The 17,094-nt window shown below is 71.5% G+C and carries 10 protein-coding genes; 7 read left to right on the top strand and 3 right to left on the bottom strand.

Translation table 11 applies throughout. From position 1 onward, the window contains the following. Positions 1-57 precede the first annotated feature (57 nt). The 4 genes from NQU54_RS17290 (at position 58) to NQU54_RS17305 (ending at position 4,587) form a co-directional block, all read left to right on the top strand. Positions 58-1,185: an LLM class flavin-dependent oxidoreductase gene (locus tag NQU54_RS17290; protein ID WP_099014611.1), complete on the top strand. Its 1,128-nt coding sequence runs from the start codon at positions 58-60 to the stop codon at positions 1,183-1,185. A 26-nt stretch (positions 1,186-1,211) separates the two neighbouring features. Continuing rightward, positions 1,212-2,954 (top strand): N-acyl-D-amino-acid deacylase family protein, encoded by a 1,743-nt coding sequence (locus tag NQU54_RS17295; protein ID WP_093700728.1) that lies wholly within the window; start codon positions 1,212-1,214, stop codon positions 2,952-2,954. Positions 2,955-2,961: 7 nt separating this feature from the next. Further along, positions 2,962-3,831, top strand: coding sequence for an SDR family oxidoreductase (locus NQU54_RS17300; protein WP_308408492.1), 870 nt, complete (start codon positions 2,962-2,964; stop codon positions 3,829-3,831). 96 nt (positions 3,832-3,927) lie between these two features. After that, positions 3,928-4,587, top strand: a complete 660-nt coding sequence (locus tag NQU54_RS17305; protein WP_257631841.1) for an O-methyltransferase — start codon at positions 3,928-3,930, stop codon at positions 4,585-4,587. A 33-nt stretch (positions 4,588-4,620) separates the two neighbouring features. Here the strand turns inward: NQU54_RS17305 and NQU54_RS17310 are convergent, their stop codons facing one another. Then, complete coding sequence (locus NQU54_RS17310) at positions 4,621-6,168, bottom strand: CehA/McbA family metallohydrolase (protein ID WP_257631842.1); 1,548 nt, start codon at positions 6,166-6,168, stop codon at positions 4,621-4,623. Positions 6,169-6,494: 326 nt separating this feature from the next. On the opposite strand from NQU54_RS17310, the gene NQU54_RS17315 reads away from it, so the two are divergent. The 3 genes from NQU54_RS17315 to NQU54_RS17325 all read left to right on the top strand — a co-directional run bounded on the left by NQU54_RS17315 (position 6,495) and on the right by NQU54_RS17325 (position 13,526). After that, positions 6,495-9,107: a bifunctional FO biosynthesis protein CofGH gene (locus NQU54_RS17315; RefSeq protein WP_257631843.1), complete on the top strand. Its 2,613-nt coding sequence runs from the start codon at positions 6,495-6,497 to the stop codon at positions 9,105-9,107. 68 nt (positions 9,108-9,175) lie between these two features. Continuing rightward, positions 9,176-12,187 carry a tetratricopeptide repeat protein gene (locus NQU54_RS17320; protein WP_257631844.1) on the top strand — a complete coding sequence of 1,004 codons (3,012 nt, stop codon included), beginning with the start codon at positions 9,176-9,178 and terminating at the stop codon, positions 12,185-12,187. Between the two features lie 214 nt (positions 12,188-12,401). Beyond that, a complete protein-coding gene (locus NQU54_RS17325; protein ID WP_257631845.1) occupies positions 12,402-13,526 on the top strand; it encodes an ADP-ribosylglycohydrolase family protein in 1,125 nt (374 codons plus the stop codon). Between the two features lie 6 nt (positions 13,527-13,532). Here NQU54_RS17325 and NQU54_RS17330 read toward each other — a convergent pair whose 3' ends face one another. Together NQU54_RS17330 and NQU54_RS17335 are read right to left on the bottom strand one after the other, a co-directional pair. Then, on the bottom strand, positions 13,533-14,972 hold the full coding sequence (locus NQU54_RS17330) for a glycosyltransferase 87 family protein (protein ID WP_257631846.1): 1,440 nt from the start codon (positions 14,970-14,972) through the stop codon (positions 13,533-13,535). A gap of 289 nt (positions 14,973-15,261) precedes the next feature. After that, on the bottom strand, positions 15,262-16,833 hold the full coding sequence (locus tag NQU54_RS17335; RefSeq protein ID WP_257631847.1) for a sodium:solute symporter family protein: 1,572 nt from the start codon (positions 16,831-16,833) through the stop codon (positions 15,262-15,264). Between the last annotated feature and the right edge of the window lie 261 nt (positions 16,834-17,094).

Raw genomic sequence — 17,094 nt, forward strand, 5'->3', positions numbered from 1 at the left:
GAGTCAATCAAAATCTGACGATGCGTCAGATGACCTCGTCTGAGGCGGTGAACCTCCATGGAATTCGGACTCTTTGTGCAGGGATACGTCCCCGAAAGCCGACGCCGAACCGACCCCGAGGCCGAGCACCACGCGCTTGTAGAGGAGACCGAGTACGTCATCCAGGCCGACCGGTCCGGCTTCAAGTACGCATGGGCCTCCGAGCACCACTTCCTGGACGAGTACTCCCACCTCTCCGCGAACGACGTCTACCTCGGCTATCTCGCCCACGCCACCGAGCGCATCCACCTCGGCTCCGGCATCTTCAACCCGCTGCCACCGGTCAACCACCCGGTCAAGGTCGCCGAGAAGGTCGCGATGCTGGACCACCTCTCCGGCGGCCGGTTCGAGTTCGGCTCCGGCCGGGGCGCGGGCAGCCACGAGATCCTCGGCTTCCTCCCGGGCGTGACCGACATGAACGCCACCAAGGAGATCTGGGAGGAGACGATCGCCGAGTTCCCCAAGATGTGGCTCCAGGACGAGTACCAGGGCTTCAAGGGCAAGCACTGGTCGCTGCCGCCGCGCAAGGTGCTGCCCAAGCCGTACGGGGGCGCCCACCCGGCGATGTGGTACGCGGCCGGATCGCCGCCCTCGTACGCGATGGCCGGCAAGAAGGGCCTCGGCGTGCTCGGTTTCTCCATCCAGAAGGTCTCCGACATGGAGTGGGTCCTCGACTCCTACAAGAACGCGATCAAGGAGGCCGAGCCGGTCGGCGGTTTCGTCAACGACAACGTGATGGTCACCTCGACCGCGATCTGTGCGGAGACCCATGCCAAGGCCGTCGAGATCGCGGTCGGCGGCGGGCTCAACTACCTCCAGTCGCTGCTCTTCCGCTACCACGACACCTTCCCGCGCCCGGACGGCATCCCGGAGTGGCCCGAGCTGCTGCCGGAGTACACCGAGGAGATCATCGAACTCCTCATCGCCGAGGAGCTGATGATCTGCGGCGACCCGGACGAGGTCTTCCGCCAGTGCAAGCGGTGGGAGCAGGCCGGGGCCGACCAGCTGTCGTTCGGGCTGCCGATCGGGATCGGCTACGAGGACACCATGAACACGATCAAGCTCATCGGCGAACACATCATCCCGAAGATCGACACCGATCCGGTGCACCGTACGACCCGCTTCCGCCACGCCGAGACCCCGTAGCCGCAGCCGCGAGAAGGGACCCACCCGTGCTCGACCACCTGATCAAGGGCGCCACCGTGGCGGACGGCACCGGCGCGCCCTCGTACGTCGCCGACGTCGGCATCCGGGACGGCCGGATCGTGGCCATCGCCGAGCCCGGGACCGTAACCGAACCGGCGCGGTCCGCCGAGGACGCCACCGGACTCGTCCTCGCGCCGGGGTTCGTCGACCCGCACACCCACTACGACGCCCAGCTGTTCTGGGACCCGTACGCCACCCCCTCCATGAACCACGGCGTGACCACCGTGGCCGGCGGCAACTGCGGTTTCACCCTCGCCCCGCTCAACCCCGACCGGCCCGGCGACGCCGACTACACCCGGCGGATGATGAGCCGGGTCGAGGGCATGTCGCTGGTGGCGCTGGAGCGGGGCGCGCCCTGGAACTGGCACGGCTTCGGCGAGTACCTGGACGCGCTGGAGGGCCGGACCGCCGTCAATGCGGGCTTCATGGTGGGGCACTGCGCGCTGCGCCGCCATGTGATGGGCGAGGACGCGATCGGCGGACAGCCCACGCCCGCGCAGCTGGAGGAGATGCTGCGGCTCTTCCACGAGGCGATGGACGCGGGGGCGTGGGGGCTGTCCACCACCCAGTCCTCGACCCACTCCGACGGGGACGGACAGCCGGTCGCCTCCCGGCATGCGGAGCCCGGGGAACTCCTGGCGCTCTCCCGGGCCGTCGGGGAACACGAGGGCACCCAGATCGAGGCCATCGTGGCGGGCTGTCTGGACCAGTTCGCCGACGCGGAGATCGATCTGCTGGTGGAGATGAGCGCGGCCGCCGGCCGCCCGCTCAACTGGAACGTCCTGACCATCGACGCGGCCGTCCCCGAACGGGTGCCGCGCCAGCTCCAGGCCAGCGAACGCGCCCGTGCGGCGGGCGGCAGGATCGTGGCGCTCACCATGCCGATCCTCACCCCGATGAACATGTCGCTCGGCACCTTCTGCGCGCTGAACCTCATCCCGGGCTGGGGCGACGTCCTCGGACTGCCCATCCCGGACCGGATCGCGAAACTCCGGGACCCGGCCGTACGGGAGGAGATGCTGCGCCGCGCCAACAGCCCCGAGGCCGGGGTCTTCCGGCGGCTCACCCACTTCGGGCGATACGTCATCGGCGACACCTATAGCGCGGCCAACGCCGGGCTGACCGGGCGCGTCGTCCAGGACATCGCAGCCGAGCGCGGACAGGACGCCTTCCACTGCCTGGTGGAGATCTGTGCCGCCGACCAGATGCGTACGGTGCTGTGGCCCATGCCGACCGACAACGACCCGGCCAGCTGGGAGCTGCGGCGCCGGACCTGGGAGCACGAGGACGTCATGCTCGGCGGCTCCGACGCCGGGGCCCATCTGGACCGGATGTGTGGCGCCCCGTACACCACCCGCTTCATCGGCGACTGTCTGCGCGGACGGAAGCTGGTCGGCCTGGAGCGCGCGGTACGGATGCTGACGGACGATCCGGCGCGCCTGCTCGGGCTGCGTGAACGCGGCCGGATCGCCGAGGGCTACCACGCCGACCTCGTCCTCTTCGACCCCGAGCGGATCGACGCGGGCCAGGCGCGGCTGGTCCACGACCTGCCCGGCGACAGCCCCCGGCTGGACTCTCGGGCCATGGGCATCGTGAGCGTCCGGGTGGGCGGCACCGAGACCATCCGGGACGACGAGATCACCGGCGCGGTGCCGGGGCGGGTACTGCGGTCGGGCCGTGACACGGAGACGGTGAGCACGAGGGGCTGAGACGGCGGTGACGACGGGGGGCGGGTCTGACGCGGGCGGTGGGCCTGGTGCGGGCGGCGGGCCTGACGCGGGCGATGGGCCTGATCCGGGTGGCGGGCCCGGTGCCGGGCCCGGCGGTGGCCCCGGCTCCCTCAGCGGCCGGGCCGCGCTGATCACGGGCGCCTCGCGCGGGATCGGGCTCGCCGTGGCGGAGGCGCTGACGGCGGACGGCGCGGCGGTGTGTGTCACGGCGCGGGACCCGAAGGGGCTGGCGGATGCCGTACGCCGCCTCGGTCCGCGCGCCATCGGCTGCCCGGGGGACGTGGCGGACCCGGCCCATCCGGAGGCGGCGGTGGCCCGCGCCCTGGCCGAGTTCGGCCGCCTCGACATCCTGGTCAACAACGCCGCCACCAACGCCCCGCTCGGCCCGCTGATGACCGTGGACCCGCTCGCCTGGCGCTCGGCGTTCACGGTCAATGTGGAGGCCCCGCTGCGGCTGACCCAGGCGGCCTGGCGGGCCTGGATGCGCGACCACGGCGGCGCGGTCGTCAACATCTGCACCGAGGGCACGGACGGCGTGGGCCCGGGGATCGGCGCCTACGGCACCGCGAAGACCGCCCTGCTGCGCCTCACCCGCCAGCTCGCCGCCGAACTGGCTCCGTCCGTCCGGGTCAACGCCGTCTCCCCTGGCCTGGTCCGCACCGAGATGGCCCGCTTCGTCTGGGAGCCGGACGAGCGCGAGATCGCCGCGACGCTCCCGATGGCCCGTATCGGCGAACCGGAGGACGTGGCGCACGCGGTCCGCTGGCTGGTCTCGGCCGAGGCGTCCTGGATCACCGGCGCGGACCTGGTGGTCGACGGCGGCCGCCGGGTCCGCGCGGCGCGGCGCATCGGCTGACCGGACAGGGACCCCGCATCTGGACCGGGGAGGCGGTCCGGTAGCGCCCTCCGTATTCGCTAGACGAGACGCAACGTAGCGTCTACTCTAACGTCCATGACACACACTCACACCCTTGCCGACCCCCGGGTCGAGGCCGCCATCGGCCGGATGTTCGAACTGTCCGCGCAGGACGAGACCGCCCAGGCGCAGCTGCCGCCCGGTGCGCTGGAATCGATGGCCCCGCAGGAGCTCGCCGACGCCGCGGCCGGGATCTATATGCCGATCTCCGCCGACGGCGGAAAGCTGCTCTACAACCTGGTGCGCGCCATCCGCCCGGCCACCGTGGTCGAGTTCGGCATGTCCTACGGGATCTCCACGCTCCATCTGGCCGCCGCCGTGCGGGACAACGGCACCGGGCGCGTCATCACCACGGAGCTGAGCAAGGAGAAGATCGCCGCGGCCCGCGGCACCTTCGCCGAGACCGGTCTTGACGACCTGATCACCGTGCTGGAGGGGGACGCCCGGGAGACCCTCGCCGACCTCGAGGGCCCCCTGGAGCTGGTGCTGCTCGACGGCTGGAAGGACCTGTGCCTGCCGGTGCTGCGGATGCTCGAACCGAGGCTGCGGCCGGGCGCCCTCGTGGTGGCCGACGACATCGACCAGTTCGAGGGCCCCATGCGGCCGTACCTCGACTATGTCCGCGACCCGGCGAACGGCTACCAGAACGTCAGCTTCCCCATCGAGGACGGTATGGAGATCAGCTGCCGCCTCTGACGCCGCCCGCCGCGCCGCCCGGCCGGGAAGCCGTCAGCGCTCGCCGAGCCAGATCGGGTTCGTCATCGCCGCCATCGGGCCCGGTATGCCCGACGCGCCGCCGTCCGCCGGGGCGTGGCGCACCTCGGCGCGCACATACGCCGCGTAGGAGGGGGTCGTCTTCCACTCGGCCGAGCTCTCGCCGGAGTCGGGGACCGCGGTGCCGTACAGCTGGCCCTGGTCGGTGATGATCCGCACCGAGCAGCCCGGCCCCACGCCGGAGACCTTCAGGCGGACCGTCACCTCCTCCGCGGAGCCCACCTTCAGACGCTCGCCGATACCGGCGTGCCTGCCGCGGCCGCCGACCGCCTCGAAGGTGAGGTCGATCTTCGAGGACTCGGCGATCCAGCTGCGGCCGGCCCGGATGCCGTCCTGGAGGGCGGTGCGGGAGAGGTCGTCGGCGAGCACCACCGTCTGCGGCAGGCCCACGACATCGGGCTCGCGGTGGGCGTCGCTGTGGCCGACGGCGGGCAGCCAGCGGCCGTCGCCGCGGGCGGCGGCGACCAGGGTGTTGTCCCACTCGGAGATGGTGATCTCGTCGTCCGGGGTGAAGTCCGCGTTCCACACCTCGACGGCGTCGGCCTCGTTGAAGCCGAACTTCCAGTTGCAGCCGACACAGGTGCCGTGCGGATGGGCCGGGATCACCAGGCCGCCGGCCTGCCGGACCTTGCGGGCGAACTGGCCGAAGCGGTTGTCCCGGGCGCGGTAGCGCCAGTCGATGAAGACGCCGGGGTCGGTGCCGAGGGCCACCACATGACCATTGCGTGTGGTGATCTCCTCACCGGTGAGGATCAGCAGGTCATCGCCCCACAGACCCTCGAACGCGCGATGCGCCGAGGTGGTGTTGTGCTCGGTGGTGGTGATGAAGTCCAGCCCCGCGGCGCGGGCGGCGGCGACCAGCTCGGCCGGGGTGCGCTTGCCGTCGGAGTGCACGGTGTGCAGATGCGAGTCGCCCCGGTACCAGGCGCGGCCCCGGCCCTTCGCCCGCTGCGGTGGGTACGCCCCCAGACTCCGTCCGGGAGGTGCCCCCTGCTTGGGGGTGGTGCCGGGCGCGCCGTACCGCAGTGTGACGGTGACCTTGTAGTCCAGGCCCTGGGGGGCGACCGTGTACGGCCCCAGGACCACATGCCAGGTGCCCGCCTTCACCGGCCCCGCCAGATAGCCGGGCGTCGCCTCCTCGGCGCTGATGGTGAACTCCGTACGGGCCCCGCCGGACCAGCCGCGGAAGCCGCGCCCGCCCAGCTCGGTGCCGCGCTCGTCGAAGATGCCGATGTCGCATGCGTTGCCCTGCGTGCCGGCCGGGACGGTCGGTCTGTCGTACGTATACGACACGGCGATCTCGCGCACCCCGCGCGGAACCTCCACCGGCACGTAGACGAAGTCCGGCGCGCCGGTGGGCAGATGGCCGCTGAGGGTTTTCGTCTGCTCGGGGCCGCCGGCCGTGCCCGCCGCGTCGGCCTGGTCGAAGGTCATGGGATCGAGCGTCAGCACGCCTGCCGCGCCCGCAAGCGCGGAGAGCCTGAGTACATCGCGTCGCTGCATGAGGTGCCCCCCCAGAGTCGAGAGTGCCGTCCGACACCCGCGTGACACCGTTGTACGCGTGGGTGACACGCGCGGAAAGCCCTGTGGATAACTCCATGGCGGCGAGGAAACGCGCGGCTCCGCCCCCGGGTCCGGTCGGCGTCGCGCGGCGGTCCGCGCCCCGCCAAGTCCCGCCCGGACAACGGCCGTCGGCGCCCCCTGCGGGTAGCCCGCACATTTCACCGCGCCGTATTCCCGCCCACGGCCCGCGGCCGCCGTGATCAGACCCACAAAACCGCAGGCCCGGGCCGTCTGGCGGTGTCCCGCACCGCTCGTATCCTCGGAGGATGACCACGAGCGCGCAGGGAAACGAACCGGCTGCCCCGACTGGCTCCGCCGCCCCCACAGCGAACGCGATGCGCCGTGCGCTCAAGCGCGCCCGCGACGGCGTGGCGCTGGACACCGCCGAGGCGGCGGTGCTGCTCCAGGCGCGCGGTGACGACCTCGAAGAGCTGATGGCCTCCGCCGCCCGGGTCCGCGACGCGGGCCTGGAGGCGGCCGGCCGCCCCGGGGTCATCACCTACTCGCGCAGCGTCTTCATCCCGCTCACCCGGCTGTGCCGGGACAAGTGTCACTACTGCACCTTCGCGACCGTCCCCGGCAAGCTGCGCCGCGCGGGCCATGGGATGTTCATGTCGCCCGACGAAGTCCTCGCCATCGCCCGCCGCGGCGCCGAAATGGGCTGCAAGGAAGCGCTGATCACCCTCGGCGACCGCCCCGAGGACCGCTGGCCCGAGGCGCGCGCATGGCTGGAGGCCGAGGGCTACGACGACACCATCGCGTACGTACGGGCCATGGCGATCCGGATCCTGGAGGAGACCGGGCTGCTGCCCCACCTCAACCCCGGCGTCCTGACCTGGACCGACTTCCAGCGGCTCAAGCCGGTCGCCCCCTCCATGGGCATGATGCTGGAGACCACGGCCGAGCGGCTGTGGAGCGAGCCCGGCGGCCCCCACTACGGCTCGCCCGACAAGGAGCCCGCGGTGCGGCTGCGCGTGCTGGAAGACGCTGGGCGCAGCTCCGTCCCGTTCACCAGCGGGCTGCTGATCGGGATCGGCGAGACGTATGAGGAGCGGGCGGAGTCGCTGTTCGCGCTGCGCCGCGTCTCCCGCTCGTACCACGGCATCCAGGAGGTCATCGTCCAGAACTTCCGCGCCAAACCGGACACCGCCATGCGGGGGATGCCGGACGCGGAGCTGGACGACCTGGTCGCCACCGTGGCCGTCGCCCGCCACATCCTGGGCCCGACCGCCTGCGTCCAGGCCCCGCCCAACCTGGTCGACGCGGAGTACGAGCAGCTCATCGGCGCCGGTATCGACGACTGGGGCGGCGTCTCCCCGCTCACCCCGGACCATGTCAACCCCGAGCGCCCCTGGCCCCAGGTGGACGAGCTGGCCGAGCGCTCCGCCGCCGCCGGCTTCCGGCTGCGCGAACGGCTCGCGGTCTACCCCGAGTACATCCAGCGCGGCGAGCCCTGGCTGGACCCCCGGCTGCTGCCGCATGTGACCGCGCTCGCCGACCCCGGGACCGGCCTGGCCCGCGAGGACGCGATCCCCACCGGGCTGCCCTGGCAGGAGCCTGACGAGGCGTTCAGCGCCTCCGGCCGCACCGATCTGCACCGCACCATCGACACCGAGGGCCGCACCGGTGACCGCCGTGAGGACTTCGACGAGGTCTACGGCGACTGGGAGGCGCTGCGCGAGGCCGCCGTCCCCGGGATGGTCCCGTCCCGTATCGACGCCGACGTCAAGGCCGCGCTGTCGCGGGCCGCCGACGACCCGACCCGGCTGACCGACCCCGAGGCGCTGGCCCTGCTGCACGCCGAGGGCCCGGCGCTCGACGCCCTGTGTCGCATCGCCGACGATCTGCGCCGGGCGACGGTCGGGGACGACGTCACCTATATCGTCACCCGGAACATCAACTTCACCAATGTCTGCTACACCGGCTGCCGCTTCTGCGCCTTCGCCCAGCGCCGTACGGACGCCGACGCCTACACCCTCTCCCTGGACCAGGTCGCGGACCGCGCCCAGCAGGCGTGGGAGGTGGGCGCGGTGGAGGTCTGCATGCAGGGCGGCATCCACCCCGATCTGCCCGGCACCGCGTACTTCGACATCGCACGCGCCGTCAAGGAGCGCGTGCCCGGAATGCATGTCCACGCCTTCTCCCCGATGGAGGTCGTCAACGGCGCGACCCGCACCGGGATGTCCATCCGCGAATGGCTCACGGCGGCGCGCGAGGCGGGCCTGGACAGCATCCCCGGCACGGCCGCCGAGATCCTGGACGACGAGGTCCGCTGGGTCCTCACCAAGGGCAAGCTGCCGACGGCCACCTGGATCGAGGTCGTCAAAACGGCGCATGAGCTGGGCATCCGCTCCTCCTCCACGATGATGTACGGCCATGTGGACCAGCCCCGCCACTGGCTGGCCCATCTGCGGCTGCTCGCCGGGATCCAGCAGGAGACGGGCGGCTTCACCGAATTCGTCACCCTCCCCTTCATCCACACCAACGCCCCCGTCTACCTCGCCGGTATCGCCCGCCCCGGCCCCACCAGCCGCGACAACCGCGCGGTGACGGCCATGGCGAGGATCCTGCTCCACCCGCATATCCCCAACATCCAGACCAGCTGGGTGAAGCTGGGCACGGAGGGCGCAGCCGAGATGCTCCGCTCCGGCGCCAACGACCTGGGCGGCACCCTCATGGAGGAGACCATCTCCCGCATGGCGGGCTCCTCCTACGGCTCCTACCGCTCCATCCAGGACCTGGTGGGCATCGCCGAACTGGCCGGCCGCCCCGCCCGCCCCCGCACCACCACCTACGGCACCGTCCCCGAGGAGCGCCGGGCCGCCGCCCTCGCCTCGGACGGCCATCTGCCGGAGCTGCTCCCGGTGCTGGAGGACTGAGCCCGGCTCGCGGTTCGAGGGCGCGCCGCGTGGATACGCTGCCATGGGAAAGACGGGGAGGGGCACCCATGGCAGCGGAGCGTCCGACGATTCGGGAGCTGATCCGGCAGCGGCGCCGGTTCGTGGGGCGGCGGCAGGAGCTGGCCGCGTTCCGGGAGAACTTCGCCGTGCCGCCCGAGGACGCCTCGCACCACTTCCTGTTCCATGTGCGCGGTGACGCCGGGGTGGGCAAGACGACGCTCCTGCGGCAGCTGGAGAACACCGCGCGGGAGCACCGGGCGCTCACCGCCGCCGTGGACGAGTCGGTGCACAGCGTCCCCGAGGTGATGGCGGCCATCAGCGCCCAGTTCGCCGAGCAGGGCCATCCGCTGAAGTCCTTCGACAAGCTGCTGGCCACCTACCGGCAGCGGCGCCACGAGGCCGATTCGGCGGCCCAGCAGCCCGCGCCGCAGGAGGACGCGACCGTCGGCCCCCAGCCCTCCGCGTCGAGCGCCTTCGCCGCTCGTGCCGGGCTGATCGGGCTGGGCCTGGTGCCGGGCGTCGGGGCGTTCGCCGGGGCGGCGGAGCCGGACCGGGTCGCACAGGCGGCCGACCGCGCGCGGGCCAAGCTCAGCGCCCGCTTCCGCAGCCATGACGACGTGGACCTGGTGATCTCGCCCCTGGAGGCTCTCACCCCCGCGTTCCTGAAGGACGTGGGCGAGGCGGCCGCCTCCGTGCCCTGGATGGCGTGGTTCTTCGACACCTATGAGCGCACCGGGCCGCTGCTCGATCTGTGGCTGCGCGATGTGATGTTCGAGGGCCGCTACGGCTCGCTCCCGGCCAACGCGGTCGTGACGCTGGCCGGACAGGGCACGCTCGCCCCGCGCTGCTGGGCCGACTACGCCGACCTCGTCGCCGAACTCCCCCTGGTGCCCTTCACGGAGGCGGAGGCCCGGCAGCTCCTGACGGCCAAGGGCGTGGTCGACGAGCAGGTGATCGAGGTCGTCCTCCGGCTCACCGGAGGGCTGCCGGTGCTGGTGTCCATGCTGGCCGAGGCGCGGCCCACGACCCCCGAGGCCGTGGGCGACCCCTCCGGCACCGCCGTCGAGCGCTTCCTGAAGTGGGTGAGCGACGAGACCCACCGCTCGGTCGCGCTGGCCGCGGCCCTGCCCCGGCGGCTGGACGAGGACGTCTTCGCGGCCACGGTGGAGGACGGGGCGGCCGAGCTCTACGGCTGGCTGCGCTCGCTGCCGTTCGTCAACGACGGTTCCGGCCGCTGCCACTACCACGACGTCGTCCGCACGGCCATGCTGCGGCTCCAGCGCAACCGGTCCCCGCAGGCGTGGCGCGCCCGCCACCTGCGGCTGGCCGAGGCGTTCGCGCGGTGGCAGCGGCAGATCGAGGAGACGCTGCGGGGCGACGAGAAGTGGGAGCACGAGCGGTGGCTGGACTGCCGGCTGGAGGAGGCGTACCACCGGCTGTGCGCGACCCCGGAGGAAGCGCTGCGCGGGGAGCTGCGCGCGTATCTGTGCGACTACCTGAACCATACGGCGACGTCCTGGGAGCGCCGCTGGATGCGGACGCTGCTGGAGGCGGGCCGCGACAGCGGAGTGGAGTCCGTACGGGCGTGGGGCGAACGCTTCCTGGCGGAGTCCACGCTGAGCGACATGGCGACGACGATGACGCTCCTGATCGGCGAGGTCGAGCAGGACGAGCGGGCCTCGGCCGTGGCCTTCGCGCTCCGCGGCATGGCCCGGGCGGACATGGAGGAGCTGGAGGAGGCGCTGGCGGACGCGGAGCGGGCGCTGGAGCTGGACGCCGGCAGCGACCGCGCCCACGCCGCCCGCGGATACGCCTACCTCGGCATGAAGCGGTACGAGCAGGCGCGGGAAAGCCTCGACCGCGCCCTCGAACTCGATCCCGACTTCGCCTGGGTGCTGTCCCAGCGCGGCGAGGTGAACAGCCTTCTGGGGCGGTTCGAGGACGCCCTGGCCGACCTCACCCGCTCCCTCGAGCTGAACGACGCGAGCGCGTGGACCGTGTCCACCCGCGGCCTGGTCCACTCCGCCGTCCGGGACTACGACAGCGCGCTGGCGGATTTCACCCGGGCGCTGGAGATCAGGCCGGAATGGGCCTGGGCCCACGCGGAGCGTGCCACGGCCTACCGGATGCTCGGGCGGTACGAGGAGGCCCTCGCGGACGCCGAGCGGTCCATCGAACTCGGCTCCGAGAACGCCGGGTTCAGCCGTATCCACGCGCTGCGCAACCTGGACCGCTACGAGGAGGCGATCAGCGCGGCCGACAGCTATCTCGCGTCCCACCCGGACGATCAGGCGGTGCTGGCCGAGCGCGGTGAGTCGTACCGGATGACGGACCGCTTCCCGGAGGCGCTGGAGGACTTCGGCCGGGCCGTCGAGCTGGCGCCCTCGTATGTCTTCGCGCTGGTCCGGCGAGGACAGACGTATGAGCACACCGGCCGCCTCGCCGAGGCCCTGGCGGACTTCGACACCGCCGTGGCCGCCGACTCCGACGACCCCTGGGCACCGGCGGTCCGGGGCGCCCTGCGGCTGCGCCTGGGCGACGAGGCGGCCGCCCTCGCCGACCTGGACCGGGCGCTCGGGCTCGACCCCGACGACCTGCTCGCGCTGGAGGGCAGAGCCAGATGCCACCGCGGGGCGGGCCGGTACGCCGAGGCAGCCGCGGACATCGAACGGGCGGCGGCCCTGGACGACAAGGACCTCGACATCGCCTTCGAGCACGCGCTGCTGGTGAGCCTCAGCGCCGGTCTCCCCCAGGCGCGGGAGCGGTGGACCGCCTTCGAGGCGCTCCTGGAGGAGCACGGCGGCCAGTGGGATCCACAGGCCCGGGTGGCCGCACCGATCGTCAGCAGAGCCGCCCTCGGGGACGGGGCCGGGGCACAGCGCTTCGTGGCGGAGCTCTCCGTCACCCGGCCGTACTGGGAGATCGCCGACGAGAGCGTACGAGCCCTCGATGACCTCGCACAGTGTCCCGGGGCGGACGGCGCGCTCCTCACCGCCCTCCGGGCCCCGCTCGCCGAGCTCCGCACGGCCCTGGGCCCCGGCCCGGACAGTGCTCGATAAGGATTCGGCGCGGAGACGACATTCGGGGTGCGGAGACGACATTCGGTGAGGGAATTCGCAATTCTCGGAATGCGGCCGTCCGTCGTCTTCTCCGTGATGACGCCTTCACAAACCGCGGCGGCCAAGAGGCGATCATTCGATGTCCATTACAGTTCAAAGACAGTCCAGGGCCATTCACGCAACGAAGAATCAACGAAGAAGAGAGGCAAAGGTCGTGACCGCAACCGCCAGCGCAGCGACCGGCGTATGGGGCCGCGCCGAACAGCAGGACTTCCGCAGCCGGGTGCGCGGCTGCCTGCTCGGCGGCGCCATCGGGGACGCGCTGGGGGCGGCCGTCGAGTTCGCCTCGCTGGAAGAGATCAGGGAGGCGCACGGACCCGAGGGTGTGACGGACTTCCTGCCCGCCTATGGCGGCCGTGGACGGGTCACCGACGACACCCAGATGACGCTGTTCACGGTGGACGGACTGATACGGGCGCAGGTGCGCCGCGACACCGGGGCCTGGCATCCGCCGACCGACATCCACTCCGCACACCGCCGCTGGTACTCCACCCAGCGCGACTGGGGCCCCGATGAGCGCCGTAAGGACGCCGGCTGGCTGGCCCGCGAGGAGTGGCTGTACGCCCAGCGCTCCCCGGGGCGGGCCTGTATCACCGCGCTCGCCGACGAGACCATGGGCACCCTGGAGGCGCCCAAGAACCCCGACTCCAAGGGGTGCGGCGCCGTGATGCGCTCGGCGCCCTTCGGCCTGCTGGTGGGCTGGGAGCCGCAGCTGGTCTTCCAACTGGCCATCGAATGCGCGGCCCAGACCCACGGCCACCCCACCGGCTATCTCTCCGCGGGCGCCTTCGCCCTCATCGTGCACGGCCTGGCACGCGGCGAGGCGCTGGACGGAGCCGTCCAGCGCGCCCTCGCCCATCTGGCCACCCGCCCCGGCCACGAGGAGACCACCAACGCGCTGCGGCGCGCTCTCGGCGCCGTACGGCAGGGCCTGCCGACCTCCGAGCGGGTGGCGTCCCTGGGCGAGGGCTGGACCGGTGAGGAGGCCCTGGCGATGGGGCTGTACTGCGCCCTGGTCGCCGAGGACGTCCGCCATGGGCTGCTGCTCGCGGTCAACCACGGCGGGGACAGCGACTCCACGGCGGCCGTCTGCGGCAATCTGCTGGGCGCGCTGCACGGCGAGACCGCGCTGCCGCCCGCCTGGCTGGCGGAGGTCGAGGGGCGCGGCACGATCCTGGAGCTGGCCGACGACTTCGCCATGGAGATGACCCAGGGCCCGGCCCTCCACGGCCCGGGCAGCTCCTCCCCGGCCTGGCTCACCCGCTACCCGCGCGCGTAGGTCCGCTCACCCACGCGGGTGAGTCCGCTCCGGCCGCCACCGCGCACCCGCACCGGCGGTGGCCATCTGCCGCTGTACGGGCCCGTTCCCCTCCCATGGACGCCATGGGCGCCATGGACGCCTTACGGCGCGCACGGTCAGATACGCGGCCACGCCCAGGAAGGCGAGGCCGAGCAGCGGATAGACGGCGGTGAGCAGCATCTGGGCGGGGTTCTGGTGGAGCTCCACCCGGGTCGGCCGGCTGTGGGGCGCGTACCAGACCATGAAGGAGCAGAACAGCAGCCCGGTCACCACCGTCCAGGCCGTCCAGCCCGCCGTACGCCGCCGCACCGCCTCCACCGCGAGCAGCAGGACCATCGGGACGGCCCACACCCAGTGGTGCGACCAGGAGACCGGGCTGACCATGAGGGCGGTCACGGCGCAGGTCAGGGCGGCCCAGGCGCGGGCGTTCGGAAGTCGGCCGTCGTCGGTCAGCTGGGCGGCGACCGCCGTGGCCAGGCCCGCACAGCCGACCAGTACGGCCGCCGTGAGCCACCACATGCCCGGGTCGGGGGTGTGCAGCAGCCGGGCGAGGGCGCCCTTGAGGTTCTGGTTGCCCGCGCCCTCGACATCGCCGGGGCGGTCGGTCGCGAAGACGACCTCGGTCCAGAAGCGCCGGGAGTCATGCGGCAGCGCCAGGGCCGAGAACCCGACCGTGAGGGCGAAGGCGGCGGCGGCGACGGCAGCGCGCCGCAGATGGTCGTTCCCGAAGCCCCGCCACAGCGGGCCGCCCGCGGGCCCGGTCCGCCTCCCGGGCGCCCGGGGCGCCCGCAGCCGCCGGAGGCCGAGGAGCAGTCCGGCGAGGCCCAGGAAGACCACGAAGAGCCCCGGGGTCAGCTTGATCCCGGTGGCGATACCGGTCCCGACCCCCGCCCAGCGGTGGCCGGCCCGGCGGGTCAGATCCCCTAGCACCAGCGCCGTGACCAGCAGATTGATCTGCCCGTAGCGCAGTGTCGTCCACACCGGCTCGCACCACACCCCGGCGGCGGCGAGGGCCAGGACGGCGGCCGGCCGCGGCACCCGGGCGGGCGGATCGACCAGCCGCAGCGACAGATGGGCCACGGCGACCATGAGGACGAGATTGAGGGCCGTCCCGAAGGTCCGCAGGACGCCAGTGCCCATCACGGTCAGCGGGGTGAAGAGCAGGGCCGCGAACGGCGGATAGGTATTGGGGAGATTGTGCTGAGTCGCCCGCATGTCATACAGATCCGTCGCATCGCGTACGGTCCATCCCTCGGCGCGGTAGACCAGCAGATCGACCATCGACACCTGGGCGGCCCGCTGCGCGATCCAGAATCCGGTGAAGGAGAGCAGGCAGAACACCGCCGCCCACAGAACCGGCCGGCGCAGTACGGCGGCACGGGCCCGGTGGATCCGGGAGTCGGTGATCGTCTGGGTGGCGGTCACGGGGGCTCCAGAGGTCCCGGTGGACGGCGGCTCGGTGGGAGCGGGGCGAGCCGGGTCCGGGCGGTGCGGTCGGTGGCGGGTGGCGGACGGCCGACCATAGTACGTTCCGGATGTGGACCTCAGGTGAAGAAAAGATCGCCTGGACTGCCACGTTCGCTGAACGACGCCTGGTCATCGCATTCCGCTTATGACCCGCTCGCCCAGTTGTGGCCAGACGCGACCGGGCCGCCGGTCACCCCGCGATGGGTGGTGACCGGCGGCCCGGTCCATGGCCGCAGAGCGGAAGGCGTCAGTCCGTGGCGCTCGCCACCGACTTGTGGCCGGACGCGCCGGACTCCGGCTCCGACAGTGCGGCACCCGCCGAACCCGGCCCGTCGTCATCCGAGTTGAGCGAGGCGAGGATGGCATCGCGCTCCGGGGTGTCCTCCGGCTTGATGTAGCCGATGACGATGAAGAGCACGAGCGAGACCGCGAGCGGGATGGAGATCTGGTACTCCAGGTTCACGCCTCCGTCGATCGCGTCGTTGATCGGGTAGTTGACCAGGTAGAAGGCGATCAGCCCCATGGCCCAGCTGATCAGCGCCGCCGTCGGGCCCGACTTGCGGAAGGCGCGCAGCATGCCCAGCATCAGCGGGATCGCGATCGGCCCCATCAGCCCGGCGACCCACTTGATCACGACGCTGATGATGTCGCCGAAGAAGTCCGAGTTGACCTGGGTGGCGATGGCCATCGACAGGGCGAGGAAGAGCAGTGTGGTGTAGCGGGCCGCGAGCAGCCCGGTGCGGGTGGACCATTCCCGTACGGACTTGAAGACGGCGGGCATGATGTCCCGGGTCACCACCGCCGCGATCGCGTTGGCGTCCGAGGAGCACATCGCCATGGTGTGCGAGAAGAAGCCGACGATCACCAGGCCCAGCAGACCGTGCGGCAGCAGGTGCTCGGCCATCTCGGCGTAGGAGTTGTCGGGCTTGTCCGTCTTGATGATCAGCGGCGCGACCCACATGGGGAAGAACAGCACCAGCGGCCAGACGAACCACAAAATGGCCGAGAGCCGGGCCGAGCGCTTGGCGGAGTGGGCGCTGTCGGTCGCCATGTAGCGCTGTGCCTGGTTCCACATGCCGCCGTTGTACTCGAACGTCTTGATGAAGAGGTAGGCGAGCAGGAAGATCAGGGTGTACGGGCCGACGGTCGGCTGGTGGTGGCTGTCGGGGAGGTCGTCCCAGACGCTCCACAGGGTGGAGAAGCCGTCCAGCTCATGGAGCACCGCGATCAGCATCGCGATGCCCGCCACGAACTGGATGATGAACTGGCCGAGTTCGGTGAGCGCGTCGGCCCACAGCCCGCCGACCGTGCAGTAGATGGCGGTGACCGCGCCCGTGATCAGGATGCCCTGGTTGAGCGAGACACCGGTGAAGACGGACAGCAGGGTCGCGATGGCCGCCCATTTGGCGCCCACGTCGACGATCTTCAACAGCACCCCGGACCAGGCCAGCGCCTGCTGGGTGGGGAGGTTGTAGCGGTTCTTCAGATATTCGAGCGGCGAGGCCACACGCAGTTTGCTGCGCACCCGGTTGAGGCGCGGTGCGAAGAGGTTCGCGCCGATCGCGATGCCGATGGCGATCGGGAAGGACCAGGTGACATAGGAGGTGATGCCGTATTGATAGGCGATCGCCGCGTATCCGGTGAACATCACCGCGCTGTAGCCGGACATGTGGTGCGAGATCCCGGACAGCCACCAGGGCATCTTGCCGCCGGCGGTGAAGAAGTCGCTGACATTGTCCACACGCTTGTGGGACCAGAGGCCGATGGCGACCATGACACCGAAGTATCCGATCAGTACAGCCCAGTCGAGACTGTTCATGTCCCCTCCCAGGGTCCGCCATATGAACGGGTGCGCACTTCGCCGCGACGTTCGTCATGGGCGGTTCCCCCGAGCGGGAGCGGGGTACTTCCGGGATTGAACCGCTCGTTCGGGTAACCGGTCAAGGGTTCTAAGGGTCACGAGTGTGAACGCAAATCAGGAAGCAGAACCAATTTACTCTTTCTTGACCTGACGGGGCGTTGTCTGCCGCATACCGGTGAACCCACGATGAGCGGGCACTTCGTGAGACGCCGTCAGACG

It is taken from the genome of Streptomyces malaysiensis subsp. samsunensis, assembly GCF_024519315.1.
Lineage (GTDB): Bacteria > Actinomycetota > Actinomycetes > Streptomycetales > Streptomycetaceae > Streptomyces > Streptomyces malaysiensis.